Origin of the sequence: Peribacillus sp. NPDC076916 (assembly GCF_050269675.1) — a bacterium.
Taxonomy (GTDB): Bacteria; Bacillota; Bacilli; order Bacillales; family DSM-1321; genus Peribacillus; species Peribacillus aracenensis.
In genome coordinates, this window is record NZ_JBNNIU010000017.1 from 39720 (window position 1) to 54378 (window position 14659).

Sequence of the window (14659 nt, forward strand, 5' to 3'; positions counted from 1 at the left end):
TTGCACATGCAAATTTAAAACCCAGCTACCTTTATAAAAGATTAGCTGGGTTTATTCATTGTTCCTGTTTTTCTAAATACCGGGGTAGCGTCAGGAAAATGCGGATTTACAACGATAAGGAAATTCCAAATTAAAAAGCCCAACTTCTCTGCAAAACAAAATAGAGAAAGTGAGCTTTTCAGTTACTTCATTATTTTTATTTGAACTAATATAAAACTGCTAAGTTGATTTTTCACTCAGCTATTTATTGAATTCATTAACTGGAAGAAGTATTCAGGTTTATGAGTCTTATTTAGGTTATACCATGAATGTAATGTATCTGGTGCAAATACATCTAATTTTTTCAGTACTGCCATCGCAAATTCCAGAGGAGCTATTCCTGATGCAGTAACTAAATTCGCATCAGATACCGCAGATCCCACCTCATAGAACTTTTCTCCTTTATAGTTAGGAGATACCATTTTAGTGTATTCTAAATTATTACTTGTATGCTTTCTAGTATCTAAGTATCCCATATTCGCAAGGGCCTCAGTTGCACCACAAATTGCAGCAACAATAGTGCCAAGCTTTAAAGCTTGGCCAATTCTTTCCAAGATAGGTTGATGAATTTCTTCATTCCAAGTTGTCCCTCCTGGTAAAATTAAAAGATCTTTACTCTCAAGAGTACATTCATCAAGGGAAATATCTGGTTTTATGCTCAGTCCTCCCATAGTAGTAATCATTTCTTTATTAGCTCCTACTGTAATTACTTTTAAAGGTACTAAATCTTTTTTGAAATATCTTCCTGAGTTTAGTTCAGCAATTAAATATCCATATTCCCAGTCCGACATTGTATTAAATACATATAGAAAAACTTTTTTTGTTTGCATCCAATAACACTCCAATCACAATTAATATAGCTATTATAATATAACTTCCCTGACAGTTAACGTCAGGGAAGTTATCATACTTGATGAAATTTTATTAATTCCGACAGAACTTCAATAAGTCTTTTCTTAAGACTTATTGGCTCAATAACTTTAATAGATTTATTGTACGGTAAAAGTAAATAAGGTACATATGTATGTATCATATCTTTTTCAAGAAGAAAAACTGCTTGATTTGAAGTCCGTTCTTGTAAATAATGTCCTAAAAACCAATGTTGGCAAATATCAGCCAATACACTTTTATCCCCATTAATAACCAAAGAAATAATCCCTTCCTTATCTTCTATAGTTGGAAGAAGATTTTTTATAAAAAAGTCACGTGCTGAAAAATTTTCTGGCCGGTTAAACTTATTTTCGGTTAGCATTAGACTTTCAATTCGATCTACTCTAAAACTACGGATATCATTCCTAAGATGACAAAATCCAATCACATACCACTTATTATTCCAATAGATAATTCTGTACGGATCGACCAATCTATAATTTAATTGCTTTTCGCCACTTTTATGGTAAAGAATTTTTACTGAGTACCCGTCAGCTAAGGCCTGCTCCAACTCCTTCAAAAAAGATTCCATAGAGAGAGAACTTAATCGACTTATTACTTCAAGACTAGTTAAATGTTGGTTTATCTTTGTTTCCTGCTCTTGATTTGAGTATTTACTTAGTTTTGAAATGGCCCTATTTAGTGCTTCACCTCCATAATATCCGGCTTCTTCTGCAAAAACAGCAGCGTGAAATAGTGAAGTTTGCTCCTCAAAATCAAAAAAAAGAGGAGCCTCAATAAAATTGTTCAATAAAGTGTATCCACCGTTATGTCCTGGTTCTGAAATTATAGGTACGCCACTTGTTGAAATTGTATCAATATAACGATACACAGTCCTTATATTAATTTCTAACTTTTCTGAAATTTGTTTTGCAGTAATTTTTTCACCTGAACGAAGCATCCATAGAATTGCTAACATATTGTCAATTTTAGGCATATAATTCCACCTCTATATGAAATTTATTTTCTATTAAACATTTCCGATTTTTGGTATAACTCATCAACTGTTCCTTTCCGATAGCTCTCTATACAATGAGGCCCTAGACACATTTGTGATTTCACAAATTTGATTTACAGTCATATCTCCCTCTTTATAAAGCTTTACTGCATAATTCATTCCTGCATGATTTTTATGGTACTTCTTTAACCGACCTTTAAACTTTCCTTCTTTCTTAGCCAGTTCAATCCCTCCACGCTGCCGCATACGGATAAGATCACGTTCTAATTGGTTTACACCCGCCATAACTGTAATTAAGAATTGGCTGTTGGGATTATCTTCTGATAAATCTAGCCATGTATCTTTTAAGGATTTTAAATTTGCATTTTTACTCCGTATGTTATCGATTAGTTCAAATAAATCTTGTGTACTACGAGTAATCCTAGTTAAGTCTGTAACATAAATGATGTCACCTTCTTGTATATCCTCTAACATTTTTTGAAGTTGCTCACGATCTTTTGTTGCTCCGGAAACTTTTTCTTCAAAAATAATATCCATTCCGATTTCGTTCAGTTGCTGAAATTGCCTTGAAGGATTCTGGCTAGTTGAACTGACACGTATATAACCAATTTTCCGCAAAATATCACCTCATTTTTGAGACAAGTCTTATGAGACGCTCTTAACTTTGATTTTATCAGTCTCTGTCACTTTAATCGGTAAATTGCACCTGTTTTAAGTGCTATTTTGCACTTAAAAATACGCCTATTCTAAACAATAAAAGCACTTATCCAAGCTGTGAGCTGGTAACAAGTGCTTTACGTTTTATTTTAGAGGTTTTTCCAAATAGCGATAAATCGTCGTGCGAGACACGCCCCATTTTTCTGCAACATCTTTAATCGATGTACCACTTTCGATAAGTGATTTCATCATTTCAATATCTTTTTCCCCAAACTTCTCTGGGCGACCACCAAGTCGACCACGCGCTCTTGCTGCTGCACGACCAGCAGCTGAACGTTCTTCTATTAAGTTACGTTCAAATTCCGCAAAAGCTGCGAACAAGTGAAACATTAATTGCCCCGTTGCATTGCTCTTGTCCATTGTTAGGTTTTCTTGCAGACTATGAAAGCCAATACCTCGTTCATTTAAGCTGTTCACAATTTGAATCAAATCTTGCATGTTACGTCCTAATCGGTCCAATCGCCAAACGACTATTGTATCGCCTTCACGTGCATACTGAAGTGCTTCCTCTAAACCGGGACGTTGTTTTTTTGTACCACTCATTTTGTCGTGGGAAATTTTCGTACAACCATGTTGCGTTAACGCATCTGTTTGTAAATCTAAAGTTTGTAATCCTGTTGACACACGTGCATATCCAATTAACATCTATTATCACTCTTTCCACTTTTTTCTCTTTCATTCATTGTAACATAAGATAGAAATCATCAAGTTATTGAACATAGAATAATGAACAGAGTTTTGTTACAGAAAAGACAATATAAACTCGTCCTTTTTGAACCGGAACGATCGTGTTCAGAAAAGGACGAGTTTTGAAACATAAAAAAGAGAAATGAATATCTAAAAATGTACAAATGAAAAAACATTAGTAAATGTGGATTTAAAATACAGTTCGAAAATTTTGTGATATGCATTATTTTTTTTGTTTAACCAACTGGCAGATTGCAAAACTCCGCATGCATTACCCCGTTCTTTAGAAAAGGACGGGGCACTTTTTTCACTTAATATTTTTTTCTTCCAGTTTGTCACTTAATTTGTTAAAGTTCTGGACTACCTCAGGCATTGATAATTTTTTTGCTATCAAACCCCACAAGCCATTGAAAATCGAATTAGGAATACAGCTTAAGATTTAACTTTTTAGTGTCCAAAATATTGACTCAAATCCAGTTTGTAATAATATCACCGTCTTCATCATCATTTGGATTGTCATAATTAGACAAGTCCTTTTCTAAAAGTATAACTTTATCCTTCTCATTCCAATCTACTTTATAACCTAATGCCTTTGCCGTTTTTATAACAGATAAATAAGAATTTTTATTTGTCTTATATACCTTTAAATCCCTTGAGTAAATAACACCTAGACCAAGTAATAATTTATCTGATTGAATGTATGGTTTTCCATCTATTATCTTCATCTGATTAGCTTGGTAAGGGTAAACATAACCGTTTACTTTAAGGGTGAAAGGTCCTTTTTTCTCCTCCTGCCGAGCGTCATTGCACTTACTCGGGTTGGACTTTCGACAACTAGCAATTAACGGCTTTCTGGGCACGAAGGAAGCAAAGAGACGGTTCTTGCGCTTCACCAGCAAGTGGATGAAGCAGTAGAACCGTCCTCGTGCATCCTATCCTTAATTTAATTTTCGTAGATAACCTTATCGTTCACAATTGTCTTAAGTACTTTGATTTCTTTAATTTTTATAGGGTCAACTGTTAACGGATTTTCTTCCAGAACAACAAAGTCCGCAAATTTTCCTTTTTCGATTGAGCCTTTTTCATTTTCCTCGAAGTTTTGCCATGCTGCATCACTTGTTACTGCGCGAAGTGCCTCTAATGGTGTAATTTTTTGCTCCGGACCAATTACTTTTCCGCTTCTTGAAATCCGGTTAACAGCAGACCAAACTGCCTGCAGCGGGTCCATTGGAGTAATGTGAGAATCAAGATGAATGCTAAATTTAATACCACGATCAATGGAGGATTTAAGGGGGCTCATCATAGCTGCACGTTCAGGCCCCATGAATATATCTCTGTGCTGATCGCCCCAAAAGAAGGTATGGGAAACAAAATATGATGGTGTAACACCCAGTTTCTTCATTTCATCCAATTGATCTAATCTAGCCATTTGAGCATGCTCAATACGATGACGGGCATCCTTACGCGGATACTCCTCCTGGGCAGTACGGAAGGCGTAAAGAATATCATCAATCGCTGCGTCTCCGTTACCATGAATCGCAATTTGATATCCAGCCTTATGCAAATCCACTACTCGCTTCGTTAATTCCTCACGACTTGTCGCCGGATATCCCCGATAATTTGGATCATCTCCCGGAGGCACGTGGTACGGTTTACTTAAATAGCCGGTGTACCCTTGAATAGATCCATCATGAGACAGCTTCACCGGTCCAAGCTTCAGCATATCACTGCCGAAACCTGTTACAATACCACCTAATTCACCAGAGGTTATAGCGCCACCAAACCCGGCACCCATGGCTGTAATCCTTAACGGCAGCAAACCTTGCTTCTGATATCTTTGTAAATCAATAATACCCTGTTTATTTGCCCCAGCTATAATTGAGGTCGTTACACCTTTTGAGATATAATCCTGGACAGCCTTTTTAAACGCTGCAAGATTTTCCTCTTCTGTAACAACAGGAATATGCTTGCTTACAAGACCTATAGCAGATTCCTCTAATACCCCCGTCGGTTCTCCTGTCTTAGGATCTCTTACGATTACTCCACCAGGTGGATCGGGAGTATCTTTTGTAATTCCTGCCATTTTAAGTGCAACACTATTAGCTACTGCTAAATGTCCGGAAGTATGTCCGATATAGATTGGATGCTCCGTTGATACGTTATCCAGATTTTCACCTGTCGGGTGACGTCCTTCCGCTAAAAGTGTCTGATCATACCCTCGCCCGAGTATCCATTCACCTTCGTGGGTTTCCATAGCTCGATCTTTCAAGGCAATGATCAGATCATCAGTATTTTTAATAGTACCTACCGGAGGACTATTTAAATTAACTTGAACAGTCCCGTCCATTCCGGAGCTCGGAAAATGACTGTGGGCATCATAGAATCCCGGCAATAACACTTTATTCATTAAATCAACGACTTTCGTGTGCCGTCCCTTTAACTTACCAATTTCCTTATTTGAACCAACGGCAATGATTTTTCCGTCCTTGACTGCTACGGCTTCGACAATTGTAGCACCTTTGTCCATGGTGATAACTTTTCCGTTAAAGTAAACAGTGTCCGGTGCAAGAGAATCAAGATGGTCTGGAAGTGTACCTGAAGAAAAGCCTACTAATGCAAGCACAAAAACTAGGGAGAAGATAAACAAATTTCTTTTACTTAAAAAATTCCTTTTCAAGAAAAAACCCCTTTTCTGATTTAAGATCCTATCCATAACACCTCTTGTTTTTGCCATATACACCGATGATCTTCTAAGATATATTTCATTTAAACAACTTGAAAGAGCCCCCCTCCTAAATGCTGTTGAAAAAAGATTCATAAACATCGTGATGTCCGTACCAATTATAAATGCATTATACTAAATATTCTGAATTTTATATAGGGATTAATTAAAAATAGGTTATTTTATCTAAAAACGATTAGGATGACCCAATTGTTGAACAAAGATCAAACAGCACTGTTGAACTAACCTGACTTTAGCTCCATAAGAAAAAGAGTAGCAACGATATCCCTAAAATACTAACTATGCTTGCAAAAAAGTTGAACCTTTCGATGTCTGAAGCTTCCCTAAAATCTATGCGATATTATTAAGAAGAGGACAAAGAAAACGATCAAGTTATTGATTATCAACTTCCCGAAAAAGCTTCAAAATTGGCGATTGATTCTGTTACTTTGGCTCAACAAGGTTAGATAACTTTCCTAGTTATGTTGGGTTTAGAAAATTCCAGATAGTTATTACCCTGGAATTGTATCAAGAGGGCACTCCTTTTAAAAGGGGTGTTTTTTACTTCTTGGGATTTTCTCTTTGTCTCTACCATAGCCCTGTCCTCCTTGGCTTGCTTGTAGTCTTGTTGTGCTGTCCGAGCGTGATAGGTTGCTACTCGCGAGGTTTACTGCTTTCAGTACTATCGTAGGTTGGCCCTCATTCACCCTTTTATTACATACGATTAAAGAATCGCTCCCTTTAACGGAACAACTCTATTACCACTCAAAAATTCCCTTGATCCATTTTTAAATTTCAGATGTACCTTATCTTTTGGACATAAAAACACCCCTTTAGAGAATAGTATCCAAAGGGGTAAAACGGTGCAACTTTATTATAAACATCGTGACTTTATTTCAATGCCACATCATTTTCCCTTTAATTCAGCTAAATAGTGCCTTACGGCACTTTCAACTAGTTCATAAACCGTCCTATCATGAATGATTGCTTGTATTTTTAGTTCCTTCATAAGTTCAACATCCATATCGAATGAAGAACGTTTTCTAATAACGTTGGTTCGTTCCATGGTTGGTGCTGATTGTTCGTTCGCTTGTTTGACCTGTTCTTTACCACGTTTTATGCCAACGTTAAAACGTTGGTTGGTATCGTTAATAGGTTCTTTGTTTACATTAGTTGAAACGTTTGCCTTTCCTGCTGTTGCAAAGTCATAAATAAGCTGCTCTTTTACCGTTTCCTCGTCACCTTCACCAACGAAACACCAGCCTTTTTCGCTTGAATTTCTATACTCATAACCAGCTTTATTCAATGCTTTTCTTAGTAATTTTTCTGAAAGATGAACATCAGCCCTTTTGGCAATATTCGCTGGTGTATCAGTTTTAATTAACTCCAAGATTTTACCGATTTTCATTTAGTACGCTCACGGGAAAACCAATACTTTGTTTTGATATTTCGATAGGTCCCAATGTCTTTGATCAGCTCGGCAATAAGATCATAACCGCAATATGTGTGCCTCAGCGTGCTAAATTCATCCAATGTGACATAATCATCACTCTTTAATTCAACGTGACACTCTCCACAACAAATCCCCATATCCAACACCTCCAAAAAGTATATTGATATATTCGTCGAAACTTGGTGGTCATCCTTCTTTCGTACAAAAAACAGGTCTATTGACGGTCCTTTAATGTTTGTTAGTTTTTCAAAATTATCTAGACCTAATTATAAAAAACCATAATAAATAAAGGAGAGTACATATTAGCCATGTATAATATGTACTCCCCTTTTTCTTGACTCATAATATACAAGGAGTGAGTTTAATCATCATATTACGCTCCTTTATCCAGAAAGGCTGCCTTACGTAATGCTATTAAAGGAGTAATCCATTAAGAAGAGACACGAATAGCAGACTTATTCCTTTTTATAAGAATAGACATTTCTTTTCATAAAATAGAAAAGAAAATTGATACTTACTACAGATGATAATCACTACAAATAGAGGCAGCATTTCTGCTGCCTCTATTTGTAGTGAAGGAAAAGACAGAGGCTCTATTCCTTCTTGCAATGATCCTGCCTAGGCAGCTTTTAATCCTTCCTCTAAACGATTTAATTTAGAGGAAGCTTATTCATTTGACACTATCGAAGGCTATTTAGCCGGATTACTTTGGAAAAGTCTCTTTTACTAACGATTACTTTCCCCTTTATGTTTTACCGCATGTAACGAATGGTCTTCTAGAGGGATCAATACGCCATCTTCTATAAGATAAACACGATCACAGTACTCCAGCATACGCTCATCATGCGTTACCATAATGGCAGCTTTTTTCCGTGCTTTGACTTCTTTTGAAATCAATTTTACCACTTCATGTGCTCGATTAGAATCAAGGCTAGCTGTTGGCTCATCTGCAAGAATGATTTTAGAATCATTCATAAATGCACGGGCAATGGCAGTACGTTGGCGTTCTCCTCCAGATAATTCATTAGGAAACTTATTTAACTTAGAACTTAAGCCTAATTCCATAAGTAACTCTTTTGCAAATGCTTTGTCTGCAGCACGTACAGCTCCAGCCATTTTTTTAACAACTAGTAGTTGATCAAGAGCTGTTAAGTAAGGAATTAAGTTTGACGTTTGCAAAATAAAGCCTATTTCATTTAAACGAACTTGGGAAAGTTGTTTCTCTGATAGGTTGGCAATATTAACACCGTCAATTATGACTTTCCCTTTTGAAGCTTGTAAAAGCGCTCCAGCAATAGATAAAAAGGTACTTTTTCCAGAACCAGAAGGTCCAATAATTGCTACAAATTGCCCTGGTTCGACAGTCATGGAGACATTATTGAGAGCAATGACTTGACTGTCTCCTTCTTTATATATTTTTGATACATTCTCTAATTGAAGTCCAGCCATTATTCTACCCTCCCAAGTGCAGTAAGTGGATCGATTTTTGTTATTTTCCGAACGGAAATGAGCGAACTAAGCACACTGATTAATAAAAGCAGAACACCATAAATGACAACAAGTTTTACATCTAAATTAAATGGCATGCCTTCCGGAAGAATCAAAGCTGTTCCATAGGTTAAAGCAATTCCTACTAAAATACCGATTAAAGACAATAAGAATACTTGTGATACAATGGCGTTTGCAATAAAGCTATTACTTGCGCCAATGGCTTTCATCACACCAAATTGGTTTGTTTTTTGTATCGTTAATACGTAGAAGAATACTGCAATCACAAAAGCCGATATAACGATCAAGAATACAAGCATCATCATAATGGTCCCATTTTCAGCTGTATACCCTGGCATTCCTTGTATAGCTTTATTTTTGGATACCGTTTCGATACCTTTTATTTCTTTGTCTAATGTTTCAGTATTTACATCTGGACCTTGCAGAACAAATGCATTGACTGCATCTTCCATTCCATTATTAGAACCAGGAGCGGAAAATTTATATAAACGCCATTTATCCATCGTTGTAAACAAAGCAGGTAAATGATTATATGTTTCGTTTTCAACAAAACCGATGATTTTTAGTTTTTCCATTGAGCCATCTAAAGCCAGGCTATCCCCAATTTTGTAGCCTTGATCTTTTAATCCATCATTAGCTAGAACACCTAATTGGTTACCTTGATCTAACTGTTTACCTTCGATCACTTTCGGTTCCAAAAAAGTTCCTGGATTAATCCCTAAAATCGCTATATCCGTTTTGTCTTCATTTCCAGATCCATCTTCATTTAAAATGGCTCCCATCGCAGAACCGAATGGAGAAACCTCTTCTACATTAGATTGTTTTTCGATATCAGATATTAGTGACTCTGATAGTAAAGACTTGCTGAATGTGGAACCCGAACCTTTTTCATACACTACATAATCAGCATCCATATTTTTTATAGATGCTGCACTTAACGTTGATAGTCCATTACCCAAACCAGAAAGAATAAACACAAGCCAAGCTATTAAAACGATGATCAGGCCAATCATCGTGAAGCGAAGTTTTCCTTTCTTTAACTCCTTTAAAGCTAAAAACATATCCGAACACCCTCATTCTTTTAAAAGTAAAATCCAAAATGAAATCATCACATTCTGGAGAAAAAGATGTTTGTACAAACAAAATAACACTAGTGTAACTTTGATTATAGATTAAAGTTACACTAGTGTCACTTATTTAATTTTATAAATTCCATGACCAACAACTTCTTTTATGTAATGCAACCATTCCTCTTGTGGAATCCCTCTATGGTTTGGAATTGCAATACTTTGGAAGATGAAACCCAATATCACGTCATTAGGAAGTTTTTCACTAAGTAGGTTTTCCCGTTTTCCTAGATTGATTAATGACTGGAGTTGTGAATACATATCTAAATGCAGCTTTTGCAGCTGATTCTTTTTCATTGAAATATCCGAGCTATTTTCTTGAATTTGGTGTGCCATCCCTAAAATTTGATGAATATCCGAATAGGCAAAAATTAGCGTTAGCAGTTGATCTAATTGTGACGGGAAATCAGCTGTGCTGTCGATCTCTTGTAGATCACTTAATATTTTTTCCATTTCACTTACCATATAATCAATAATAAGTTCTTCTTTATTCATATAATGCTTGTAAATTGCCGCTCTAGAAACATGTAAGGCTTCTGCTAACAGGCTAAAAGAAAATCCCTCGTAACCATGCTTTAATAAAAGCGAATTGGTCTCTTTAAAAATTTCTTGTGTAGAAAATTTTTTCTCACGTGCCATTAAACCACCTCATTCTAAGACAGATTTTCGCTTATAGAATAGGCAAAAATCACTCGATTTCAAAACAAATTATCTAAGATAGTGTTATGTTATCACTCATAGTATTCTAAAACCACAGTATCCATTAATATTTCATGTTGTTAAGGTTTTTAATTCATAAAGGCGCTTCAATCACTTGGCTATCAAGTTGAATTTAAGGAGCCACGTGCTTGTGATTACGGAGCGCCTACAATTCGAAAGAGATTTTTCATGATTGCTCGTTTCGATGGTAAACTGATAACATGGCCACAACCGACTCAAGGGGATCCAAGAAGTACAGGTCGGAAAACGTAAGGCTTGGGTATCTTCCTCCGAAATTATTGATTGGGATATTGGAGCACCTAGCATTTTTAATCGTAAAAAGGATTTGTCCTACAATACACTTGGTAGAATTAAAAAAGGGATCCAAAAGTTTGTGGTGGATAATCCATAACCTTTTATAGTACCAGGTCAGGAATATAAAGTAGCGTTTCCATCCAGTTATTATACAGAGACTTCAAAGAATGAGGTCAGAGGGCTTTCTTTAGATGGTCTTTTGCATACGATTACTGCAGGTGGAAATAGATTCGCTTTAGTCACAGCATTTTTAACGAAATACTATGGACAAGGGATTGGGCAAGATATTAATGAGGTTATTCATACTATACCAACCAAAGATCGGTTTGGTTTAGTTACGGTACATCGCCAAAATTACGGATATCGGTTTACGCATGTTACAACCTCATGAATTAGGGTTTCCCATCCAATTACATCTGCCTTAAAGACAGCTCTGATCTTCACCTAACGCACCCTATAGTTTAAGTAGAAACCTTCACATTCTCTTACGTGTATCATAAAAAAGGATGGAACCAATGCGATCCCATCCTAAAAAACTTTATTGTGTGTGTTTCTTTTCCTCTTGTTGTTTATGCTTCTCTTCCTTTTGTTTATGTTTCTTTTCCTCTTGTTGTTTATGCTTCTCTTCCTTTTGTTTGTGTTTCTTTTCCTCTTGTTGTTTATGCTTCTCTTCCTTTTGTTTGTATTTATTTTCCTCTAGTTGTTTATGTTTCTCTTCCTCTTGTTTATGTTGTTTATGTTTTTTATCCTCTTTATTTCCAACAATACCAAATGGTTTATCTTTATTATTTTTTGTAACTGGTGGAGCTTCTTCAGGATTTGCACCTTTAATGAACAGTTCATTATTCACCTGGTATACATCACTAGGCTGTTGGAAGCTACTTTGGTCTGTTCCAAACGCTCCCAGCATGGCCTTAAACATTTGGTGCGAGATTTTAGTTGTATTTCCATCCATATAATTACCTGGACCATTTTTAGTATATCCAGTCCAAACCGCCATAGTGTATTGCGGTGTGTAACCAGCGAACCAACTATCATTTACCGAACCGGATGGATATCCATATTGTGCTCTGGTTTTACTGTCAAAATTGGTTGTGCCAGTTTTTCCAGCCACATCTAGTCCAAGGACATTTGCTGTTTTTCCTGTACCAGATTTTACAACTGTCCGTAACATATCCGTCACCAAATAAGCTGTGTAATCATGCATAGCACGTTTTGGCTTTGGAGTTAAATCATCAACTCTGCCATCAGGATAGACAACTTTACGAACAAAATGTGGTGTATTGTATTCACCGTTATTTCCAAAAGCACTATATGCCCCTGCCAACTCTAATGGATTAACCGTATTACTTCCAATCGCATATGATTCGTACACCTTATTATTATTAAAAGTAATACCCAGATTTTCTGCAAAGTTTTGTGCTTTATCCATCCCTACTTCTTGAAGGGTAAGGAGTGCTGGAATATTGTATGACCATTGAAGTGCTGTTCTAATCGACAACATTCCGTGATATTGATGATCCCAGTTAGAAATAGATTGCCCATTTGAGTAGGTTATCTCATGATCATTAATTTGGTGTGCTGTAGACCATTTTGAATTTTCAATAGCCGGACCATAATCAAAGACTGGCTTGAAAGTAGAACCTGGTTGACGCTTAATATCAACCGCAAAGTTGTTGCCTCGGAAGGAAGCTTTATATTGGTTTCGACCGCTCCCAATAGCTCGAACTTCTCCTGTTTTTGTATCTAAAAATACGAAGGCTCCTTGAAAATTGTCATTTGGATAAGAAATAATCGTATCGGTGTTCATTATTTTGTCCGCAAAGGTCTGAGCTTTTGGATCTAGCGTCGTATAAATAGATAATCCATCCGAACTGATATCTACATTTTTCAGCTTTCTTTCAACTTCTTTTACAACAGCGTCCAAAAACGACTCGTACGGCATTCCTAGTTGTTTCGTTTTTGGAACAAGTCCTGCTGTAACTGGAACCTTCTTTGCATCCTCCAATTGCTGTTTCGTAATATACCCTTGTTTATACATAGCTTCTAAAACAATATTACGACGATTTGTTGCAGCTTTCACATGCTCGGGTTCAGTGGGATCGTAATAACTTGGACTCTGTGGGAGCCCCGCCAGCATAGCGGCCTCCGGAAGCGTTAATTTATTTAGATGATCGGCATCAATTCCGTAGTAATTTTTGGCGGCAGCTGCTACACCATATGCCCCGTCTCCAAGGTAGATCTTATTTAAATACATCATTAAGATTTGATGTTTGGAATACTTTTGCTCAAGCTGATAGGCCAAGCTCCATTCCTGTACCTTTCGCTTTATTGTTTTCTGAGGTGACAAAAAGGAGTTTTTAATGACCTGCTGTGTAATCGTACTTCCGCCTTGAGATCCGAAATCCCCTTTTAGGTTCTTGAAGATTGCTCTAGAAGTTCCTTTTATATCAATGCCATTGTGTTCATAAAAATGTGCATCCTCCGTGGCAATGAAAGCATGTTCCAACATTTTTGGAACTTGAGAATACTTAATTTTTGTCCGCTTTTCTTTACCATATTCGTAAATGAAATTCCCGTTTTTATCGTATAATTTGGTAGAAAGCGGATCGACTAGTTTTGAAGCATCTATTTTGGGTGCATCCTTAATCATTGCTGCAACCGTAACTGCCCCTATTCCAATTGAAACAACACCTAATAATGAACACCAAAGTAAAACTTTTTTCAAGAAGGACCTTCTTTTAGGGGAGTTTTTACCTTTTTTTCGATCTTGTTTTGTTTTTTCCACTTGTTTTCGTTCCTGACGAGAACGATACGTTTCTGACATTAATCTTCTCTCCCATATTTCAAGTTACTCAACAAAATTGAAGAAAACTATGCAAATAACCTTTTATTTACTCACTAGTCATTGATGATCAGTATGGTATTTAAAACAATGCATTTCATTCAAAACCTGTATATAACGTATTAAGGAAGAATTTATCCTATACTCTCCTTGGTCGGTTTTTGCAATAAAGTAATTACTTCGTACTATCTTATCTAATACATCTTTTAGAACATCTTCCTTCTTTACATCTGGCCCTTTTATTATTTTTTCTCGTTTAATATCATTATCCAAGGTATAACAAACAATAAAGTTCTTCAAATTAGATCCCCCTTTCGAGAACAACTTCTGATTGTCTTAAGTAGGGAAACACGTCTACTTATTTGAAGCGAATAGTCTTAAAATTTATGAACTAAATAAGAATGCAATTATCGACCAGCTTTGTCTTTCAAAGACGTTATACATGAAGCAAATACCCATGTTGATAAATGCTGGATAGCATTCCTACTATTTTTGAAAAATACCTTTGTGTACCATCTATATATATTTCATGAATACCATAGATACAGCCTAAAAAGATCAAAGCGTGTAAATTTCATTTTTTTCAGTCCATTTATATTAATTCGAATTGAACCTTAGTATTAAGGGGGCAAAATATTTAATCCTCGATTCCCCCCTC

Annotated in this window: 13 protein-coding genes and 1 pseudogene; 1 reads left to right on the forward strand and 13 read right to left on the reverse strand. The window is 36.2% G+C overall.

Annotation, left to right across the window (positions count from 1 at the left end; genetic code table 11):
- Positions 1-236: 236 nt before the first annotated feature.
- From ACQKFG_RS25645 to ACQKFG_RS25695, 11 genes are all read right to left on the reverse strand, one after another.
- Complete coding sequence (locus tag ACQKFG_RS25645; RefSeq protein WP_427563892.1) at positions 237-869, reverse strand: type 1 glutamine amidotransferase family protein; 633 nt, start codon at positions 867-869, stop codon at positions 237-239.
- Between the two features lie 74 nt (positions 870-943).
- Positions 944-1906, reverse strand: a complete 963-nt coding sequence (locus ACQKFG_RS25650) for a helix-turn-helix transcriptional regulator (RefSeq protein ID WP_427322338.1) — start codon at positions 1904-1906, stop codon at positions 944-946.
- A gap of 63 nt (positions 1907-1969) precedes the next feature.
- The gene (locus ACQKFG_RS25655) at positions 1970-2545 is read right to left on the reverse strand and encodes a recombinase family protein (protein ID WP_427563895.1); all 576 of its coding nucleotides are present in this window, start codon (positions 2543-2545) and stop codon (positions 1970-1972) included.
- A 183-nt stretch (positions 2546-2728) separates the two neighbouring features.
- Positions 2729-3289, reverse strand: a complete 561-nt coding sequence (locus tag ACQKFG_RS25660) for a recombinase family protein (RefSeq protein ID WP_427563897.1) — start codon at positions 3287-3289, stop codon at positions 2729-2731.
- 509 nt (positions 3290-3798) lie between these two features.
- Positions 3799-4056, reverse strand: a complete 258-nt coding sequence (locus ACQKFG_RS25665) for a hypothetical protein (protein ID WP_427563899.1) — start codon at positions 4054-4056, stop codon at positions 3799-3801.
- Between the two features lie 218 nt (positions 4057-4274).
- The gene (locus ACQKFG_RS25670) at positions 4275-6008 is read right to left on the reverse strand and encodes an amidohydrolase (RefSeq protein WP_427563901.1); all 1734 of its coding nucleotides are present in this window, start codon (positions 6006-6008) and stop codon (positions 4275-4277) included.
- A 952-nt stretch (positions 6009-6960) separates the two neighbouring features.
- A complete protein-coding gene (locus ACQKFG_RS25675) occupies positions 6961-7461 on the reverse strand; it encodes a hypothetical protein (RefSeq protein WP_427563903.1) in 501 nt (166 codons plus the stop codon).
- Complete coding sequence (locus ACQKFG_RS25680; RefSeq protein WP_034306238.1) at positions 7458-7643, reverse strand: hypothetical protein; 186 nt, start codon at positions 7641-7643, stop codon at positions 7458-7460. Before ACQKFG_RS25680 ends, ACQKFG_RS25675 begins: the two co-directional genes overlap by 4 nt.
- Before the next feature lie 589 nt (positions 7644-8232).
- Complete coding sequence (locus ACQKFG_RS25685) at positions 8233-8955, reverse strand: ABC transporter ATP-binding protein (protein ID WP_427563905.1); 723 nt, start codon at positions 8953-8955, stop codon at positions 8233-8235.
- On the reverse strand, positions 8955-10076 hold the full coding sequence (locus ACQKFG_RS25690) for an ABC transporter permease (RefSeq protein ID WP_349730289.1): 1122 nt from the start codon (positions 10074-10076) through the stop codon (positions 8955-8957). Before ACQKFG_RS25690 ends, ACQKFG_RS25685 begins: the two co-directional genes overlap by 1 nt.
- A 132-nt stretch (positions 10077-10208) precedes the next feature.
- On the reverse strand, positions 10209-10781 hold the full coding sequence (locus ACQKFG_RS25695; protein ID WP_427563907.1) for a TetR/AcrR family transcriptional regulator: 573 nt from the start codon (positions 10779-10781) through the stop codon (positions 10209-10211).
- 153 nt (positions 10782-10934) lie between these two features.
- Here ACQKFG_RS25695 and ACQKFG_RS25700 point away from each other — a divergent pair.
- Positions 10935-11560: pseudogene (locus ACQKFG_RS25700) on the forward strand (DNA cytosine methyltransferase); the annotation flags it as partial.
- A 134-nt stretch (positions 11561-11694) separates the two neighbouring features.
- Here ACQKFG_RS25700 and ACQKFG_RS25705 read toward each other — a convergent pair.
- Together ACQKFG_RS25705 and ACQKFG_RS25710 are read right to left on the reverse strand one after the other, a co-directional pair.
- A complete protein-coding gene (locus tag ACQKFG_RS25705; protein WP_427563909.1) occupies positions 11695-13983 on the reverse strand; it encodes a transglycosylase domain-containing protein in 2289 nt (762 codons plus the stop codon).
- Positions 13984-14061: 78 nt separating this feature from the next.
- On the reverse strand, positions 14062-14301 hold the full coding sequence (locus ACQKFG_RS25710) for a hypothetical protein (protein WP_427563911.1): 240 nt from the start codon (positions 14299-14301) through the stop codon (positions 14062-14064).
- Positions 14302-14659 lie beyond the last annotated feature (358 nt).